The sequence below is a fragment of the Agathobaculum butyriciproducens genome, assembly GCA_003096535.1.
In the GTDB taxonomy this organism is placed as follows: domain Bacteria; phylum Bacillota; class Clostridia; order Oscillospirales; family Butyricicoccaceae; genus Agathobaculum; species Agathobaculum butyriciproducens.
Genome location: QEKJ01000016.1, coordinates 24,734 through 42,855 on the forward strand (window position 1 = coordinate 24,734; position 18,122 = coordinate 42,855).

At 53.5% G+C, this 18,122-nt stretch carries 14 protein-coding genes and 1 pseudogene; 8 read left to right on the forward strand and 7 right to left on the reverse strand.

Features of this window, described 5'->3' with window-relative positions:
• Positions 1-6 precede the first annotated feature (6 nt).
• Both mnmA and yfcE read left to right on the forward strand, forming a co-directional pair.
• Complete coding sequence (gene mnmA / locus C7386_RS10545) at positions 7-1,116, forward strand: tRNA 2-thiouridine(34) synthase MnmA (RefSeq protein ID WP_270579891.1); 1,110 nt, start codon at positions 7-9, stop codon at positions 1,114-1,116.
• 8 nt (positions 1,117-1,124) lie between these two features.
• Positions 1,125-1,670, forward strand: coding sequence for a phosphodiesterase (gene yfcE, locus C7386_RS10550; protein WP_116705506.1), 546 nt, complete (start codon positions 1,125-1,127; stop codon positions 1,668-1,670).
• A gap of 169 nt (positions 1,671-1,839) precedes the next feature.
• Here the strand turns inward: yfcE and C7386_RS10555 are convergent, their stop codons facing one another.
• Entirely contained in the window at positions 1,840-2,907 is a 1,068-nt protein-coding gene (locus tag C7386_RS10555) for a branched-chain amino acid aminotransferase (protein ID WP_116705507.1), read from the reverse strand.
• Positions 2,908-3,053: 146 nt separating this feature from the next.
• Here C7386_RS10555 and C7386_RS10560 point away from each other — a divergent pair, with 146 nt between their 5' ends.
• The 3 genes and pseudogenes from C7386_RS10560 to C7386_RS10570 all read left to right on the forward strand — a co-directional run.
• Positions 3,054-4,250 (forward strand): polysaccharide deacetylase family protein, encoded by a 1,197-nt coding sequence (locus C7386_RS10560; RefSeq protein ID WP_110436203.1) that lies wholly within the window; start codon positions 3,054-3,056, stop codon positions 4,248-4,250.
• A gap of 12 nt (positions 4,251-4,262) precedes the next feature.
• Entirely contained in the window at positions 4,263-4,679 is a 417-nt protein-coding gene (locus C7386_RS10565) for a ribonuclease Z (RefSeq protein WP_110436204.1), read from the forward strand.
• Positions 4,667-5,344: pseudogene (locus C7386_RS10570) on the forward strand (DNA/RNA non-specific endonuclease); the annotation flags it as partial. The gene C7386_RS10565 and the pseudogene C7386_RS10570, both read left to right, overlap by 13 nt.
• Before the next feature lie 172 nt (positions 5,345-5,516).
• Here C7386_RS10570 and C7386_RS10575 read toward each other — a convergent pair.
• The 6 genes from C7386_RS10575 to C7386_RS10595 all read right to left on the reverse strand — a co-directional run bounded on the left by C7386_RS10575 (position 5,517) and on the right by C7386_RS10595 (position 12,863).
• Positions 5,517-5,762, reverse strand: a complete 246-nt coding sequence (locus tag C7386_RS10575) for a hypothetical protein (protein ID WP_110436206.1) — start codon at positions 5,760-5,762, stop codon at positions 5,517-5,519.
• A complete protein-coding gene (locus C7386_RS10580) occupies positions 5,747-7,444 on the reverse strand; it encodes a recombinase family protein (protein WP_110436207.1) in 1,698 nt (565 codons plus the stop codon). Before C7386_RS10580 ends, C7386_RS10575 begins: the two co-directional genes overlap by 16 nt.
• A gap of 12 nt (positions 7,445-7,456) precedes the next feature.
• A complete protein-coding gene (locus C7386_RS13485) occupies positions 7,457-7,606 on the reverse strand; it encodes a hypothetical protein (RefSeq protein ID WP_158574371.1) in 150 nt (49 codons plus the stop codon).
• A 99-nt stretch (positions 7,607-7,705) separates the two neighbouring features.
• Positions 7,706-8,902, reverse strand: a complete 1,197-nt coding sequence (locus tag C7386_RS10585; protein WP_110436208.1) for a RecQ family ATP-dependent DNA helicase — start codon at positions 8,900-8,902, stop codon at positions 7,706-7,708.
• Complete coding sequence (locus C7386_RS10590) at positions 8,895-10,502, reverse strand: hypothetical protein (protein WP_110436209.1); 1,608 nt, start codon at positions 10,500-10,502, stop codon at positions 8,895-8,897. Before C7386_RS10590 ends, C7386_RS10585 begins: the two co-directional genes overlap by 8 nt.
• Before the next feature lie 309 nt (positions 10,503-10,811).
• A complete protein-coding gene (locus tag C7386_RS10595; protein ID WP_110436210.1) occupies positions 10,812-12,863 on the reverse strand; it encodes a hypothetical protein in 2,052 nt (683 codons plus the stop codon).
• A gap of 547 nt (positions 12,864-13,410) precedes the next feature.
• On the opposite strand from C7386_RS10595, the gene C7386_RS10600 reads away from it, so the two are divergent.
• The 3 genes from C7386_RS10600 to C7386_RS10610 all read left to right on the forward strand — a co-directional run bounded on the left by C7386_RS10600 (position 13,411) and on the right by C7386_RS10610 (position 18,086).
• Positions 13,411-14,175, forward strand: coding sequence for a hypothetical protein (locus C7386_RS10600; RefSeq protein WP_116705508.1), 765 nt, complete (start codon positions 13,411-13,413; stop codon positions 14,173-14,175).
• Between the two features lie 194 nt (positions 14,176-14,369).
• Complete coding sequence (locus tag C7386_RS10605; RefSeq protein ID WP_165815536.1) at positions 14,370-15,347, forward strand: S-layer homology domain-containing protein; 978 nt, start codon at positions 14,370-14,372, stop codon at positions 15,345-15,347.
• Positions 15,348-15,461: 114 nt separating this feature from the next.
• Positions 15,462-18,086, forward strand: coding sequence for an MBL fold metallo-hydrolase (locus tag C7386_RS10610; RefSeq protein WP_110436213.1), 2,625 nt, complete (start codon positions 15,462-15,464; stop codon positions 18,084-18,086).
• Positions 18,087-18,122 lie beyond the last annotated feature (36 nt).

The window sequence follows — 18,122 nt, forward strand, 5'->3', positions numbered from 1 at the left end:
GCATTGATGCAGAACGCAGAACAGAAGACCGCACTCATTGCGATGAGCGGCGGCGTAGACAGCTCGATCGCGGCTTACCTGATGCGGCAGGCGGACTTCCGCTGCATGGGCACGACCATGCGGCTGTACCGCAACGAGGATCTCGGCGCATGTAATTTCCGCACCTGCTGTTCGGAAAAGGATATCGAGGACGCAAGTGAGGTTGCATTTCAGCTGGATATTCCGTATGAGGTGCTGGATTTTACGCTGGATTTTCAGGAGAAGATCATCGGTAAATTTGTCCGCACCTATGAGGCAGGCGGCACGCCCAATCCCTGTATTGACTGCAACCGCTTTATGAAGTTCGACAAGCTGCTGGATTTTGCCGAGCAGCACGGCCTGTATTACGTTGTCACGGGTCACTACGCCCGCATTGAGCAGGACGAACAGACCGGCCGCTGGCTGCTCAAAAAGGGCGTGGACGCGGGCAAGGACCAGAGCTATGTGCTGTACACAATGACGCAGCGGCAGCTTGCGCACACCAAATTTCCTCTGGGCGACCGCAACAAGCCGGAGATCCGCGAGCTGGCGGAGCAGCTCAGCTTCTGCAACGCACGCAAGCACGACAGCCAGGATATTTGCTTTGTGCCGGACGGCGATTACGTCAAGTTCATGGAGCAGTACACGGGCAAGCACTATCCGGCAGGCGATTTCCTCGATCTGGACGGCAAGCCGGTGGGAAAACACAAGGGTGCTGTCCGCTATACCGTCGGCCAGAGACGCGGCCTTGGTCTTGCGATGGGTGAGCCGGTGTACGTCTGCGGCAAGGATATGGAGAAGAACACAGTTTCGGTCGGACCGGAGGCGGCGCTGTTCTCGGACACTGTGATCGTAGATGACATGAACTGGATTTCGATTCCGGAGCTGACCGAGCCAATCCACATCAAGGCGAAGATTCGCTACCGCCATCCGGAGCAGCCGGTGACGGTTTCTCCGATGGAGGACGGCCGCGTCAAGCTGGTGTTTGACGAGCCGCAGAGAGCCGCAGCAATCGGTCAGGCGGCGGTGCTGTATGACGGCGATGTAGTTGTCGGCGGCGGCACCATCGTGGATGTGCCAAAGCAGGCAGGCAGGTGAGACGCGGCATGAAATTTCTGATCGCATCCGATATTCACGGCTCGGCATACTACTGCGAACAGCTGCTGCAGGCGTTCGAGCGCGAGCAGGCTGCGCGTCTGCTGCTGCTCGGCGATATTCTTTACCACGGCCCGAGAAACGATCTGCCGCGTGATTATGCGCCGAAGAAGGTGATTGCCATGCTGAACGGCATGGCGGATATAATCCTATGTGTGCGCGGCAACTGCGACACCGAGGTGGACCAGATGGTGCTCGAGTTTCCAATCCTCGCGGACTATGCCGTCCTGTCGGCAGGGGAGCGGCTGGTGTATGTCACGCACGGGCATACCTTTAATACCCAGACACCGCCGCCACTGCGTAAGTGCGATGTGCTGCTGCACGGACATACGCATATTCCGGCATGGGAGTCGTTTGGCAGGGAAAACCTGTATCTGAACCCGGGTTCAGTGTCCATCCCGAAAAATGATACCGCACATGGCTATATGACACTCGAAAACGGCGTTTTTACATGGAAAACGCTGAGCGGTGAACCATATCACACGCTTGCATTGTAAAAAAAGAGGCTGACAGTTCACAGCTGTCAGCCTCTTTTTTATTGAATGTCGGTTTGCTTGCAAACCGCGTCCGCATGGCGGGATTTCGTACAGAATCCCGTAAGGACGTATCCGAGCCTGTGGCTCGGTACGTCCCTTTCGATGAAAAGGCTTTGCCTTTTTATCGAAATCAGTCGATTTTTACAGTCCAGCCCAGCTCATCCGGCAGCTTGCCCCACTGGATGCCGGTCAGGGTGTTGTACAGCTTGTGGGTAACTTCACCGATCTCACCATTGTTGATGTGAGCAACATCGCCCTCGTAGCGCAGCTCGCCAACCGGAGAGATAACTGCAGCGGTACCGGTGCCGAATACCTCTTCCAGCTTGCCGTCGTGGGAAGCCTTCATAACGTCAGCGATCGGCAGGCGCTCCTCGGATACCGGAATGCCCCAGTGCTTGAGCAGCTCGATGCAGCTCATACGGGTAACGCCCGGCAGAACGGTGCCAACAGTCGGAGCGGTGTAAACGGTGCCGTCGATCTTGAAGAAGCAGTTCATGGAGCCGACTTCCTCAACGTACTTGTGCTCAACGCCGTCCAGCCACAGGGTCTGCTCGTAGCCCAGCTCGTGTGCCTTTACCTGAGAAATCAGGGATGCAGCGTAGTTGCCGCCGCACTTGGTGAAGCCGGTGCCGCCCGGGCAGGCACGGGTATACTCATCCTCGACGAAGATCTTAACCGGATTGATGCCGGTGGAGTAATAAGCGCCGACCGGAGAGCATACAATGATGAACTTGTGGGTGCGGGAGGTGCGAACGCCCAGATGCGGCTCGGTAGCGATGACAAACGGACGGATGTACAGGCTGGTGCCCTCAGCGTGCGGAACCCAGTCCTGATCGAAGGAAACAATGGCCTTGACAGCCTGAACGAAATCCTCTACCGGCAGGCTCGGCAGGCACATACGATGGTTGGTGTTGATCATACGCTGTGCATTCTTGTCCGGGCGGAACAGCTGAATGGAGCCGTCCGGGGTGCGGTAAGCCTTCAGACCCTCAAAGGACTCCATTGCATAATGGAAAACCATCGCTGCCGGATCAAGCTCAAGCGGCTGATACGGTACGATGCGGGCGTCGTGCCAGCCCTGTTCTTCATCGTGATCAATGATCAGCATGTGATCGGTATAATGAACGCCAAAGCCGAGGTTGCTTTCGTCCGGCTTTGCTTTAGGAGTAGTAGTGCGCTGTGTTGTGATCTGCAGCATGGTTGCTTCACTCTTTCTGTATAAGAATTTGTACTCTTTTATTATAGCACTCGATTCTCACAACGCAAGGTGTTTTTCGGCAGAAAGGGTGACAAACCCGCTGCGCTTTGGTATAATATGTTCGTACGAATTGCTGAAAGGAGTGAGTGCGTATCAAAAAAATCATCAGCTGTGTGCTGTGTGCCGCGCTGCTGCTGACGTTTCTGCCTGCACCGGCGCATGCGGTGACGCTGACAGCGATAAATGACTCCATCCTGCCGCTCGACGAGAGCACCATGCCTGCACGTCTCGGCGGCGAAACCTATGTGCCGTACAGTGTGTTTACCACGCTCGGCGTGTCAGCCTCGGAGAATGACGGCGTGCTCGATCTTTCCGCAAACGGCGAAACGCTCAGCTTTTCGACTGCGGAAGGCTATGTGTACGACCAGAATCTGAACAGCTATTCCACACCCGCGTATGAGATGAACGGAACGGTTTATGTGCCGGTCAAGCTGTGCTGTGCGAAGTTCGGCTTTACCTATTCTTCACTGACCCTGCAGGGGGAAAATGTGCTGCGTGTCGCAGACGGCTCGGCACAGAGCGACTCGGCGTTTATTGCGGCGCATACCAAGGTGATTGAGAACACGATCGACAACTACAAGGACAATACCTCCGGGTCGGACCGCAGCAATAACACGAATACCAATCCCGCACCGGCAAAGCCGGTGGACAATGATACCATCGAAATACCAAAGGTAGAGGAAAAGCCGGCGAAAAAGCCGGTTCGCGTGTATCTTGCCTATTACGGCGCGCCGAACGAAAACACGGCGGCTGTTCTGGACAATCTGCATGACGCAGGCAGGCAGGCGGCATTCTTCCTGCCGACGGATACCTCCAAATGGGACGATGATCTGGTTCGTCGAATCGCAGCGGAGGGACATACGGCAGCTTTTCTGCTGCAGGCGGACAGCAAAACCGACGGAGCCGACATGCTGGCGGATCTTGCTGCTGCGAACGAACGCCTGACGCTGCTGACCGGTGTTGCAGCCCGCATAGCCGCCAACCAGAGCGGCAGCGACGCGCTCACCGAAGCACAGCGCAGCGTGCTCATCGGTGCAGGCTACCGCCTGTGGGATGCCGGTCTGGACAGCGGCGATGCCGAGAAAAATGCGGCGGAAGCGTATACGCAGACCGTACAGTATTTCGCCTCCACGTCCGGCGTGGTAGTCGTGCGGCTGCATCACAGCAAGGCAACCCCGAGACTGACCGAAGCGCTGTGCTCGTATATCGGACGGCAGGGTATTTCGGCAGGACGCATTACATACAGCGTTGCGCCGGTCAACAGTGCATCCGATACCCGATGAAGGGAGAACTCTATGAAGCTGATCTTATGTGTGGATGATAAAGGCGGCCTGGCCTTCAACCATCGCCGACAGAGCCGCGATCGTGTGCTGAATGAGCGCATTCTTATGCACTGCGGTATGCACAGGCTGTGGATAAGTCCGTATACCGCAAAGCTGTTCGGAGAGGATACGGCAGTACGGCTTTGCATCGCTGAGGATTGCCTCGAGCGGGCGGAAGAGGACGATTACTGCTTCGCTGAGGTGCACAATCCTGCACCATACTTAAACAGGGTGCAGCAGGTGATATTATATCACTGGAATCGTGTCTATCCCGCCGACCGGTATTTCACCCTGCCGGAAACCGGATGGACAAAGCAGAGCGAGACCGAATTTGCCGGTTCCTCGCATGAAAAAATAACAGAGGAAGTATTTGTTAAATGCGAAAATTGACCCGCGCGTTTGCGCCGATTGTATTCGTGCTCAGCCTGCTGTTTTCCGGCTGTGCACTGCCCATGCCGTCGAGCAGTATGGTTTCGATGGACGAGCTGCCCGCCTACTCGGATTCTGCTTATGTCGAGATCGACGGCAACCAGCCGTCCTTCACCGACGCAGACAAGCAGGAGACCGAAGCGTTTGAGGAATATTCGGATTTGGATTATCTCGGACGGTGCGGCACGGCATACGCCAATGTCGGACAGGAGCTGATGCCCGCAGATGGAGAAAAACGCGGTTCGATCGGTCAGGTCAAGCCAACCGGATGGCATACCGTCAAGTATGACTGCGTGGACGGCAAATATCTGTATAACCGCTGTCACCTGATCGGCTGGCAGCTTACCGCCGAGAATGCCAACAAGCAGAACCTGATCACTGGCACGCGATACCTCAATATCGAGGGTATGCTTCCGTTTGAGAATATGGTCGCTGACTATGTGAAGGAAACCGGCAACCATGTGCTCTATCGGGTCACGCCGGTGTTTGAGGGCAGCAATCTTGTCGCCTCGGGCGTGCAGATGGAGGCGTGGTCGGTCGAGGATGACGGCGAAGGCATTTGCTTTAACGTGTACTGCTATAACGTCCAGCCGGGCGTGGAAATTGATTATGCCTCCGGCGAAAGTCAGGCAGCGTAAAGAAAAACAGCAAGTTCAGTTGGACTTGCTGTTTTTCTTTCATTGAGAATGGAGAATTGAAAATTGAGAATTTCGGTAACGCGCAAAGCGCGTTTATTCAATAACCGCCCTTCGGGCGGCTTCTTTCATTCTCCATCCTCCATGATCCATTCTCAATTTGTTAAATTTGCTTGCGGATATGCTCCAGTGCGCCCTTCTCCAAACGGGATACCTGCGCCTGTGAGATGTGTATCTCATCAAACGAAAGGATGTAATACTTAGGGTGATTTTGATTTCTGGCCTTATCGTACTGCAAAATGGCGGTTCTGTCAAGATAAGCGGGAAATAATAAAAGAAAAGTTTTGAAAAAAGAAAACAGCAAACCTTGCAGGTTTGCTGTTTTTTCGTCTGCTACCCAAGGTGCCACCGCACACAGTACCGCACCTCATACGTGCCCTGATACCCCGACCGCGCCCGCTGAAAGCTCATTTGCAGCTGTGAGTTAGAGGTTTGCGTTTCAGATACGATCGGCTCTGCACCGGTGGTGAGGAAAATATCGAGCGAGATACGGGTTTTGCTCTCGTCCGAGTCCACGACGATATGGTCAACGAGCGCCTTGGACATCTCGCGCGAGAACCCGCAGCTCATCTGCCACCGTTCCTCGATGATGCGGCGCAGATTTTCCACCCGTCGGATACGTTCTTCCAGTGTCTTGTCTGCGTTCTGTAGTTCTGTTCGCTGCTGCTCGAGGGCGGCAAGCTGCTCGTTGCAGGTCTCGTTGCGCTGTTTGAACTCGGCGTTGGAGAGCGCCCCGGCAAGCGCGAGATCGAGCAGCTTGTCCTTGCGGCGGGTGACCGTTTCGATTTCCTGCTCGACTTGAGCAAGCGCAGGGGCGTTATCCTGCTGTGCGGCAAAGGCGCGCAGATTGTCGATGTACTCCTGCACGGCGGCTGAGCGCTCGTCCGTTATCTGCTCGAACACACGCTCCAAAATGCGGTCCAGCTCGTGGCTGTAAACTGTGGGGGAGTCGCAGCCGCCCTGTTTTCCCTTTTCGCGGTACAGTTTGCAGTTCCAGCATTCCGACTCGCCACGGCTTTTGCTTTTATACACATGCCTGTGGAAAGTTGTGCCGTGCCTGGCACAGATCAGCTTGCCGCTGTAGGCGTAGCGGTTCTGGGATGCCTGCGCGTGCGCCTTCATGGTCTTGCCGCGCGAGGCGAGCAGACGGTTAGCCTGCTCCCACAGCGCTTCGGGCACGATGGCAGGCACACGGTCGTCCTTATGCACGAGCCATTTGTCTGCACTCAGGCGGTAGCTGCGTTTGTCGCGGTAGTCGCGTGAGGCGTACCGCCGACCGGCATAGCAGCCCTTGTATTTCGGGTTGCGGATCATGCCGTACAGCGTGGAGTAGGTGAGCGGCTTGCCCTGCCGTCCGCGTACACCGCGGCTTTCCAGATCGTTGGCAATGGCGCGGAGACCGAGGTCTCCGGCAGCGTAGCGCTCGAACACCTCACGGACGACGGCGGCTTCCGGCTCGACAATCTCCAATCGCCCGTCAACCTTGTTGTACCCGAACAGATTGTTCTGACCGAGTAGCACGCTGTTCTCCTGTGCACGCTTAAAGCCAAAGCGCGTGCGCTCGGACAGCTTGCGCACCTCATCCTGTGCGATGGAGGACATGATGGTGAGCCGCAGTTCGGCATCCTTGTCAAAGGTGTTGATGTTGTCGTTTTGAAAGTACACACCGACACCGCAGCGCAGCAGCTCGCGCGTGTAGCGCAGGCTGTCGAGTGTATTTCTGGCGAAACGGCTGATCTCCTTGGTGACGATGAGGTCAAAGCGGCCGCATTTCGCGTCCTCGATCATCTGGAGAAACTGCTCGCGTCCTTCGACCGACGTGCCGCTGATACCCTCATCGACGTAGCCGCCGGCGAACGTCCAGTGCGGATTTGCGGCGATGTAGTCCTCAAAATAGCGTTTCTGGTTGCCGAGACTGTTGATCTGCTCGTCTTTGTCGGTCGAAACGCGGGCATAGTACGCCACAGCAAGCTCGGTATCGAAGATGCTGCGGCCCTGCGCCTGCATTTCGTCCAGTCTGCGGACGTCCATCGGGCGGCCTCCTTACGGCGTGCTGTGCAGCCGGGTCAGCTTGTCCGTCTGCACATGGCGGACAAAATCGTGCTCGTCGCGGGTGATGCAGCCGCTCTTCAGCATTTCGTCGTTGAGCGCAAGAATCTGGTAGATCTGTGCACACTGAAAGTTGTTGGTCATGGAAATTCCTCCTTCTGGTAGTTAGGATTGCCGTGATGCGGGCGGTTTAATCATTCATACAGATAAATATTATATCAATGACAGGCGTGGTTGATACGCTTATCGAAAGTACTTCGTGATACCCTTCCACACCTTGTTCGGCTCGCGCAGAACCTTTTTCAGTGCTTTCAGACGTTTTTTACCGCGGGAAATGGTTTCAGGGTCGCGGCTGCTGTGGATAAGGTTTTTCACCACATACTCGTCCGACGGCGCGTAGAGCAGTACGGCGCGAGCTTTCTTTCCGTCGCGTCCGGCGCGGCCGATTTCCTGCGTGTACGCGTCAATGCCGATGGGCAGTCCGGCGTGCACGACCAGACGCACGTCGGGACGGTCAATGCCCAGACCGAAGGCGTTCGTAGCTACGATGATCGGGTGCTTTTTCGTCAGAAAGTAGTCCTGCACGTGGGCGCGTTTGCAGCGTTTCATTTTGCCGTAATAAGCCTTCACTGGATAGTCACGAGAACGCAGCCATTTGGTGGTGCGCTTGACATCCTTGACGCGTGGGCAGTAGATGATCGTGGCACCGTGCTTGCGGTACTTACGCAGTACATTGTCCAGCATGATGAGCCGCGCGTTCTGCAGTTTGCGGGTCTTTTCGGTCTTATCGCGGATGGTAATCTTCTTGACATAGATTTTGATATTTTTCCGACGAATCGGAAACGGCAGGCGCTTGGGATCGTGCATGCACAGCCGCTCGGCGATGTAGTTGAGGTCGGAGCACGTGGCGGTCGCGGTGAACGCCAGCACCTGCGGGTGCTTGGGCAGCGACTCGATGAACGGCCCGATACGGCGGTAATCCTTGCGAAAGGCGTGCTCGACCTGCGGCAGAATATGCGCCTCGTCAACGACCACGCGGCGCACATGCGCGGCGGCAAGTGTGGTGCACACATCCTCGCGGCGGAGCTGCTCCGGCGCAAGGTAGAGGAGACCGCCGTTCGCGGTAAAGTCGCGCAGAATGGCGGCGTGAGCGAACGTGCTGAGATCGGAGTTGAGCAGAGCGGAGCGCACGCCTCTGCGCTCGAGCGCCTGCACCTGATCGCGCTGCAGCGCGCGCAAGGGCGAGAAAACAAGCGTGAGCGAACCCGGCTCATCGAGCAGTGCAGGCAGCTGGTACAGTAATGACTTTCCGCCGCCGGTTCGCAGCCGAACGAGGACATCACGTCCGGCAAGAATCGGCGTCAGTGCACGTTCCTGTTCATCGCGCAGATGTTCGATACCGAATGTCTGCAGTGCAGGATATATATCTTTATTATACATTATTGTCCTCCTCGTTTCCCGCCGGAATGGATGGAATGCTGGAATTTATGAACTTTTTCGTTGGGATTGCAAGATAGCGTCTGCCAGCCCCCTCAGTGTTGATTTTGACCTTTTCAGACGTGCAGAGCGAACGGTCCTTCAATGCCTGTACAACATCTTCGACAAGCTCGGGACCGACTCCGGCACGCTGCAGCAGACCAGCGAAGCGGTCGGGATGATAGACTAGCAGCGGCTCGTTCTGATACGTGTATTCGAACGCCGTTGTCTCAGCAAGTTCCTCGAGTGACTGCGGCCGCGGATGGATCGCGTCCTTGTAATGCTCCGGCTCGAGCAGGAAGGCAACACCCTTATCGATTGTTTCTGCGCGGGAAAGCTGTGCCTCTTTTGCGACGCGCTCAGCCTCGCCGGAGATGCGGTCGAATGCAGCACGGCTGTTTTCATTGGTCAGCAGAGCGTGGCGGATAAACTGCCGTGCAATGGTAATCCAGCGCTTCGGAAGATTCAGCCGGTAGGCGTGTGGATTGCCGGCAAGATCATCAATGGCCTCGTTGAGCGTGCCTGCTGCTCCAGAAATGCAGCACAGCAGCTTGGCAGCCGCCAGGCGAAGGCAGTCTGCGTCGGACTCGCGCAGAGCGTTTACCTGTTTGGGCACAGTGACGGTGTACGCATACGCCGCCGGAAAGGTACGCGTGGAGATGACGATGGGGAACGCGGCAAACGGGCGTGCCTCGGCGTTGCTGGTAAGCAGCTGAATGCGCGAATGCTGTTCGATCGTGTCGATCAGCAGCTTGCGCGGTGCGTCTCCGATCGGCTCGAGCAGGACAAGACGCCCGCTTGCAGCGGGGCTGTACACCGGCGGCTGGCTGTTTTCGAGGCGCAGCGTAAGTGGGCGCTCGAACGGCGCAGAAGGCGAACGCAACAGATCAACAGTGTGAAAGTGATCTTCGAGGTTTTCACGAACCGAAAGCGCTTGCGCGTTCGGTAGCGCGAAAACCATAAGGAAATTCGGGACGCTTTCCAGTGTCGATTCGCTCCACACACCTGCGAGCAGTACAGCCTCGAGAACCGGCAGGGCAAGCGGGTCGTTCTGCAGCAGCTCGATGAATCGGGATTCGTCGAAAGCACCGAGCAACTTGGCAGCGTGCGTGTTGCTGAGAATATCGGCAAAAAGTGTCTTTTCCGTCGAAAAATCTTTCTCAATGTACGCACGATTGCGGGATAAGGTGTCGCACATTTCGTACACAATGTCAACCTCACGGTCGCTGAGGTCAAGGCCGGGAAAGCGCGGTTTCTTGTCCCAAGCGGTCGTGCGGACGGCATAGGTGAAGCGAATGTCTGACTGATAAATCGCTACGATTTTCCAGCGTGTATGTACATCGGCGGACGAAATGCCGACCGCGCCGACCTGCTCGGCAAGGAAGGGTACGCGCAGGTCGCTGGCGATCACAGCACCGCGGTTCGTGATGAAGTAATCGCTCGCGTCGACACGATCGCAGAGCTTTGCAGGAAATGCGTCGTTGTCGGGCCAAATTTTTTCAAGCAGGACGACAGCGTCAGCCGCATGCGCGGCAAGGGTACGGATAAGCTCTTCTTTGTTCATAATTTTGCTCCTTTTGCGTGTAAAGATGGGTGCGAAAAGTACTTTTCGTTTGACTTCGAGAAGAGTTTAGCAAACAAAATGTAATACGTCGATAAACGTGATTCAAAAGAAAAACGAAATATTATTAGAATATAAATACGATATATTTGCTTAAAATGAATGAAATAAGAACCTTTTCTGGATAATGCGTTTCGAAAAAACACAGGTGGAACGAAAAATTACGCAAAAATATTTTTTATGGCAAAAAAAACGCCGTAGGCGGAAGATGCTTTCCGTCTGCGGCGACATTCTATATTAGTGGGAGGTGCGTTACGTGTTGTGCTTGGGGAGGTGGAGATTATCCTTCAAAAATTGTTGGTAACCATCGGAAGTGCCCTGCTGGAGCTGCTCCCAGTAAGCGATACCTTTTTTGGCGATTTCTTCACGCTCCTCTTGGGAAGAAAGATTACAGCGAACTGTGGTTTGATATTTTAAGCGAGATTGGAAATCTATATCGCTGGCGTGGATTAAAGCAGCTAGTTGCTCCAAAGGCCAAAACCATCTCATCGTGTCTCTGAGAAGGGGAAAGTCGTTGGCGGAAAAATCGATGGGAAATGCGATCGGCGTTTTGCTTTCACGCTGATCTACTGCAGAGGTATGCAGCAGCTTATGTGCCCAACGCCAGAGATGGTTATTGTTAATCTGCTTATCGTCCGGCGCATATACAGGCTGCAGTTCATTTTCGGCGATAAATGCGAGAATGTAAGAACCCAGACATTGGGGGGCATCGAGCGATGCAGCGGGATTGCTGATGTTTTTCTTTGCGATATGATAGATATGAGAAAATATCATTTTTGTGCAGGGGGCAGAGACATAGTCGGAAGGAATAAAGAAACGGTATTTCTCTATCGGAGAAAGGGTGCTGATAGAATAATCGGTACAGGATTCAAAGGATTCGGTGAACGCTAATGGTTCAAGAGAATCGGCGGATACTGTGCATGCAGATATCGATTTTTTCAAAGGATTCAAGCAATGCGCAGCATGGATCATTGACGCGTAAATAGCAGACAGAAATTGACAGTCACCGGGATAATGGCTGTTGCTGCGGTTTCGTTCCATTCGTTTTTGCTGCTGTACTAATTGGTCTATAGAAACCGGTTCGCGGTCTGCTGGTGCATCATCATCTTCCAGCAATGTTTGTTTCGTATTAGCAAACAGCCGGTTTACATAGTTGTATACGGAATCGTAATTACGGCTGGTTTTCACTTCTTTCAGTAATTTGCCAAAGTCAGCAGCATACTGCTCTAAGATGGTTTCTGTGCTCTTTTTTAAGATGGCTTGCAAATGGTGGTCAATCTGATCGGCGCAGATACTGCTGCGAAGCTGCTGAAGTGGAAGCTCTGAATTTTTCTCGGACTTATATCCAAAGAAAAACTGCATAGCGGAGAATAAGATAGAATAGCGCTTAGTTTTCATGAAATAAATCCAATAATCTTTCTGATCTGACCGCAAAACCTCATCAATGCTTTGTGGTGAGGTATCGTAGGATTTCTTGGATTTAACAATATCGAAAAGTTCGGAGCAGTCAAGATCCAGCTTGTGCATATCTGCGGTGGTTTGCTTGAATCGAGAATGGGAAAAAGGAAACCATTCCTTTTGAAATTCCATAAAGTCTTTTGAATCAGCGTAGGAATCAAACAGGCAGTAGAGAACAGACTGCATCGTGGCATGCTGATCAATCATGCGGTTGTAATACAGTCCCCAGTTTTGTTCGATCGCATACATGAAATACGGGTGCTCGTACATGAGAGGCACATAATAAGCCCTGCGCAATACGGGTTTTCCGGCGTCGTTACGCTTGTGCTGGTGATAAAGCAAAGAGATGACCTGCATCAATTCCTTGTCCAATTCGCAAGGAATAAAATAGGTATCGCTCAAATAGCGATATAGAGGGGAACGCTTTAGATTAGAGGAGTTAGGCGGCTTTTTCCTTGCTGCAGGAAACAGCCAGTGCATATAGGACGAAATGGTATTGGCGGATTTATACTCACTATCGGGTACAGGGTGAGCTGCACGGTAGTGCAGTTCAAATTCCCGCAGGGAGGTCATGATTTGATCGGTAATCATGCAGTTGACCAGCAAATCATATTCAGTAGCTTCTTGATCGCCAAATGACGTTGGAATCGAACGAAGTGTTTGCAGCAGCGTTTGTGCATAGGAGGCAAGAAGGGGAAAGTCTTTTAACGGCTCTGCAATCCATTCCGGCAGATCGTCTTTTTCGTTCCATACATAATGGGCACGCAGTTTGTTGACAAGCTCGTCAACGGTTGTGCTATGCCGAAAGTGCATAGAAATGGTATCTGTAGTTTTGTTATCAGACATAAGACAGGTTCACTCCTTATCTCTATATATAAAGTATAGTTATTCCAATCCTATAGAGTATAAATGATCTATCCATAGGATATTTTCAATTCTCAGTTATAGTATAAACTGACAGGATAGTAATTGCTATATATTTCTATCTTATATAACAAATATCGTTCTTGAATGATTACTGTTCATTACTGTATTGTTTGGACGATATAACTTTTTATCTGTGCACAACAGTCTGATAAAAGTAAATCGAAGAAGGGATATGGAGATGAACATTTATCATTCTATACATACAATGACGTTACAGCGGAAGATCTTGCTGGAGAAAGTAAGCAGCTATCGAAGTCTGCTGTATGGCTTGTCTGACAGATATGGAACAGGCAGCTATCGAAAATCAGAAAATGAATACTATTTTTACATGTACACACCGCAGGGCGTGATAATAAGCCTGCGGGCCGCACGAAACTGCGGTTTTATCAAATTAACAATCAATCTCAATTCGCTGCTCTATATGGAGATACAGAGAGTAGCATTATTCAGCCCGTGCCGAGATTATATGAGAACACTGGACTGCAATCTGCGCGATATACTGCGGGATGCACAGCTCGGCGCACCGGAGACCTTCATGTTTGCGCGGGTGGATTTCAGTGTGAACGCCCAAACGCCGGACCCGCTCGCATATATTGCGCTAGCGCACAGAGGCGGTGTGCCGAACGGCTTCAAGCAGACCTATCCGCGGTTTGACAACAAAAAGCGGAATAAACCGATTCATTACGCCTATTCTTACGATTTAAAACACAGCACAGAGGATTATGCCGTTTCTCTGTACTCCAAGGCAGACCAACTGCGGGACGATTACAATGCGCAATTCACCGACTATCAGGATGCGCAGGGCATGCTCCGGTTTGAGGCGAAATACGGCGCCGCCATGCTGCAAAAGCACTTTGGCATAACCGATCTGTCGTATTCACCGGAATTGCTGTACCGGTTCCTGCAGGAATCATCGTGTATCCTGTGCAAAGCTATGCAGGACTGCTTTCCGGCGGGAACATATTACTCGCTTGCGGCGGTGCAGGAGCAGCTTGCCCAAGCGGGAAAATCCGTGCAGAGGGAGCGGCTGGGCACATGGATTGCGCAGACCTCACGCATGGGCAGCGCCTGCAAGGCACGCCGTGCGCTTTGCGCGGAACTTTCCGGCTCGCAGTATGATGCGCTGATGAAATATCAGCGCGCAAGCGGGATCAATCCGGTAACAATCGGCCGCAAGTGGAAACAGCGGGCACTGCCGAGTCTGCAGAGTGTGTTCGGCTTTGCCGAATAACCGGGGTATCTAACAATCGGACAACGAATCCCATAGGAATCGTACAACACAGAACGCAGGCAGGCGAAACTCCTGCGTATCGTGCAACAATTCTGGCTTTTCTTCATTTTCACTTTGGTACGAACACGGTACAATAATGCCAGTAGGGAAACCGATGAAATTCGGCCGACACGAGTAAAGAAGGGAGAATGAAAATGAAACGCAAACGGATATATGCATGGTTTATCACTGTGGCAATGCTGCTGACGATGCTGCCGTCAGCTTTTGCCGTATCATTTGCGGACACCCGCGGACACTGGGCGGAAGACGAGATCAACCGCTGGAGCGACCGCGGTGTCATTCAGGGCCACGACGGCGATTTTGAGCCGAACAGCCCGATAACAAGAGCAGATATGGCGGTTATAATAGACCGCGTAATGGACTACCAGACTAAGGCGGAGAACAACTTCGCTGATCTGGGTACGGCGTACTACACCGACCCGATCCTGCGTGTAGCGCAGGCGGGCGTTATGCAGGGTGACGGCAAAAATGTTCGCCCGAAGGCGAATATCACCCGCGCAGAGGTCGTCAAACTGCTCGATAACATGATTTCGGATTACATCACCGAATCCGGCACGGCAACGCCCAAGGGTACCGGTATTGTCATCGTCAAGGCATCCGGCGTTACGCTGAACAAGGCCAAGCTGAGCAGCACGGTCGTTCTCGGCGGCAAGGCAGGCGAAGTGAAGGTGACCGACTGTGAGATTACCGGCAAGGTTGTCAAGATCCACAACTCTGCTCTGGTGACCAGCGGCAGCACGAGTACGGGCGGCTCGACCGGTGGTTCTTCCGGCGGTTCCTCTGGCGGCGGCTCGTCTGCACCGGCGGCACCGAGTGCATACCCGCTCCCCAAGGGACAGGAAACGTCCAAGAGCCTGGGCGTATTCAACTACGATATGACGTATGCCGTTACGCTGACCGCACAGGACGGTGCGGACATCTACTACGAAATCGCGGAAGGCAAGGACAAGGCGCCTGTACCGACGACCAAGAGCAAAAAGTTTGAAACCTATCAGTATGGACAGATCGAGATCACCCAGCCGACCGCAAGTGCGGATGGTCCGGTCACCAAGACCTATAACGTCAAGGCGATCGCGGTGAAGAACGGCAGAACCAGCAGTGTTGCAAACTGAAACTACGATGTTACCAGCATTCCGCACCACGAGCTGAAGGTAGGCGCACCCAAGGACTGGAACGGCAATGATGTTCCGGATGTAACGCTCATTCAAGATTACGACAGCGATAAGATGTATCTGGTAGAAGGCACCAACCGCGCAATGGTTCTGGATGCCGGCTACTTTGATGCAAAGGACGCGGCAAACCTGTACGAGACCGCACGAAAGATCGTCGGCGCAGGCAAGCCGATCGACCTTATCATCGGTCACCCGCACCCGGACCACGTGCAGATGACGCATCAGTTCCTGTGTACAGAAAACGAGGCATTGGGCGCTAAGGTTTATGTCAACGAGCGCGGTATTGAGGTGCTGCGTGATTATGTCAAGCAGTTTGGCGTAGCCTCCGGCATGTTCACAGATGAGGCCGCTGCAAGCGCAGCCTATGATGCACAGTTGGCAACGCTGAAAAACGGCGACGTTTACGACATGGGCGGCACCAAGTTCAACGTAATCGAGCTGCCGGGCCATCAGGTAGCAGGCATTATGCTGTTTGATACCGCGACCGGCAATCTGTTCACGACCGATCAGGTCGGCAACAACCGTGCACACATCACGGATTCGTTCTGGATGCAGTTCGCAAACCTGTCTTCGACGTTCTTCGCGGACTCGATGGACGTGTATCTGTCCTCTCTGCAGATCGCACTGGAGCGCGTTGACAGCCTCGGCACGGTAAAGCGCATTCTCACCGGTCATAACGATGTTGTACTGGACGGCACAGCAAGCTATCTGGATATCCTGCAGACGGCTGTACAGAAGGTTGTTGACGAGGGCACAGATGCTATGACGCCTACTCTGCGCACGCTGGACAGCATTAACGGCTACTTCGAGAACACCAAGACCGTGGTCGTCGGCGACCGCCTGAAGGACATCAACTGGGTCGGCATCAATGTCAACCTGCAGAATTACCTGTCCGACGGCTATCGCAACGGCAACGAAGATAAGATTGCAGACCTGTCCAATCTGTCCGTACACAAGCAGGGCGAGAAGGGCAACCTGCTGTGGGATGATCCGAATTTCGGCATTAATGTAAACTGGCAGTACCCGACGAATGGCACCAAGCCGACCCGCAAGACCACGACCAGCTTTGTCGCTGAGGTGGACGAGAATACGACCTCGATCGAGATCGTTCCGACCGCAGCTTCCTCCGGTGCGAAGATCACCGTGAACGGCAATGCAGTAGAGTCCGGCAAGGCTTATCAGGGCACACTCACCGGCGGTACTACGCGCTTCGTTATCAAGGTAACGGCGAAGAACGGTTCGGACAGCAAGAACTATACACTGAACGTCAGCAAGAAGAACAGCAATCAGGTCGCAGCACCGTACACCTACACGGATTATGACAGCTATACCGACCCGTACTATCCGGATACGCCGGGTACCTTCACGGTAACGCAGTACATAGCGCTGTTCTCGGATACCGAGGGTGCTGAGATCAAGTACACAGTAGATGGTTCTGACCCCAAGACTTCGGATACGGCGAAGGTTTTTGATCAGACCAAGTTCAAGGCTGATTCTGGTTTCGGCGGTGCAGAAGTGAAAGAACTGATCACCATCGGTGCAGATACGGATAACTGGGACGGTACTGCAAAGCAGACCAAGGTAGAACTGAAAGCCTATGCCTCTAAGGAAGGCATGGAGGATAGCGATGTTGTAACCTTTACCTACACGATCGATCGTATGTCCAAACTGGAGCACAAGAGCCGTCTGATGTACGATATGGACAGCATGAAGGTTTGGAGCGTCATTGATTACGACAGCGATAAGATGTATCTGATCAAGGGCTCCAAGGGTGCACTGCTGATCGACGCAGGCATGGCATCGGCAGGCGCAAATAACCTGTATGAATACTGTAAGCAGCTGGCAGGTACGGATAACATTGATGTTTACATTTCGCATGGTCATCCGGATCATACCACACAACTGGGCGATTTCGTTCAGGCAAGCCGCAAGGTCTACATCAACGAAAAGGATATCCCGATGGCGCTGAAGTATGTGAACGATAAAACCGTAACAGCAGACGATTTTACCTGCATCAGCGAAGGCTATCAGTTTGATCTCGGCGGTGTTGTACTGGATAACTACGACATTCCGGGACATACGCCGGGCTGCATGATGCTGCGCGACAAGGCACACAACATTCTTTATTCGTCCGATCAGCTGGGCTGTAACCGCCGCAGCGTTGCAGATTCGCTGACTCTGGTAAATAATGACGTTCGCGTACTGTTTTCAAGCCTGCGCATCTTCCGCGATAAGGTAACTGCACTGGCGGAAGCGGGCGAGATCGACCTCGACAAACTGGTCGTCTGGAGCGGCCATGATGACTACGAGATTCATGATCTGCTCGGTCATCTGGATACGCTGATCACCGCTGCACAAAACATCGTGGACTACGGTCCGGAAACTGCTATGCGTACTTCGGTACGCAATACCGGCGGCTCGGACGGCGCTTCTTTCGCGGGCGACCGTTATGCAAACGGCGGCACCGGACACTTCATCTGCATGAACGGCAGCAAGGCGAACGTTCTGGCAGGCGAGGATTACACCGCAGTAGACGAACTGGACAAGAAATACCGTTCGGACTATTCGGGCGGCATGTCCGGTGCAAGCCGCGCGGTGCAGGGCGTGTGCATCCGTGCGCTGGCCATGAGCGGCGATACGCTGTTCCGGTTCTTTGAGCGGTTTGATCAGCTGGTGTGAGCAATAACAAAAGGCTCCTGTGTCACAAGACACAGG

What these genes read in the sequence shown, in the direction of transcription:
- C7386_RS10600 (WP_116705508.1), top strand. Translation starts at nt 13,411, where the DNA reads ATGAGAACACTGGACTGCAATCTGCGCGATATACTGCGGGATGCACAG.
- C7386_RS10610 (WP_110436213.1), top strand. Translation starts at nt 15,462, where the DNA reads ATGTATCTGGTAGAAGGCACCAACCGCGCAATGGTTCTGGATGCCGGC.
- C7386_RS10595 (WP_110436210.1), bottom strand. Translation starts at nt 12,863, where the DNA reads ATGTCTGATAACAAAACTACAGATACCATTTCTATGCACTTTCGGCAT.
- mnmA (WP_270579891.1), top strand. Translation starts at nt 7, where the DNA reads ATGCAGAACGCAGAACAGAAGACCGCACTCATTGCGATGAGCGGCGGC.
- yfcE (WP_116705506.1), top strand. Translation starts at nt 1,125, where the DNA reads ATGAAATTTCTGATCGCATCCGATATTCACGGCTCGGCATACTACTGC.
- C7386_RS10565 (WP_110436204.1), top strand. Translation starts at nt 4,263, where the DNA reads ATGAAGCTGATCTTATGTGTGGATGATAAAGGCGGCCTGGCCTTCAAC.
- C7386_RS10585 (WP_110436208.1), bottom strand. Translation starts at nt 8,902, where the DNA reads ATGTATAATAAAGATATATATCCTGCACTGCAGACATTCGGTATCGAA.
- C7386_RS13485 (WP_158574371.1), bottom strand. Translation starts at nt 7,606, where the DNA reads ATGACCAACAACTTTCAGTGTGCACAGATCTACCAGATTCTTGCGCTC.
- C7386_RS10580 (WP_110436207.1), bottom strand. Translation starts at nt 7,444, where the DNA reads ATGGACGTCCGCAGACTGGACGAAATGCAGGCGCAGGGCCGCAGCATC.
- C7386_RS10590 (WP_110436209.1), bottom strand. Translation starts at nt 10,502, where the DNA reads ATGAACAAAGAAGAGCTTATCCGTACCCTTGCCGCGCATGCGGCTGAC.
- C7386_RS10555 (WP_116705507.1), bottom strand. Translation starts at nt 2,907, where the DNA reads ATGCTGCAGATCACAACACAGCGCACTACTACTCCTAAAGCAAAGCCG.
- C7386_RS10605 (WP_165815536.1), top strand. Translation starts at nt 14,370, where the DNA reads ATGAAACGCAAACGGATATATGCATGGTTTATCACTGTGGCAATGCTG.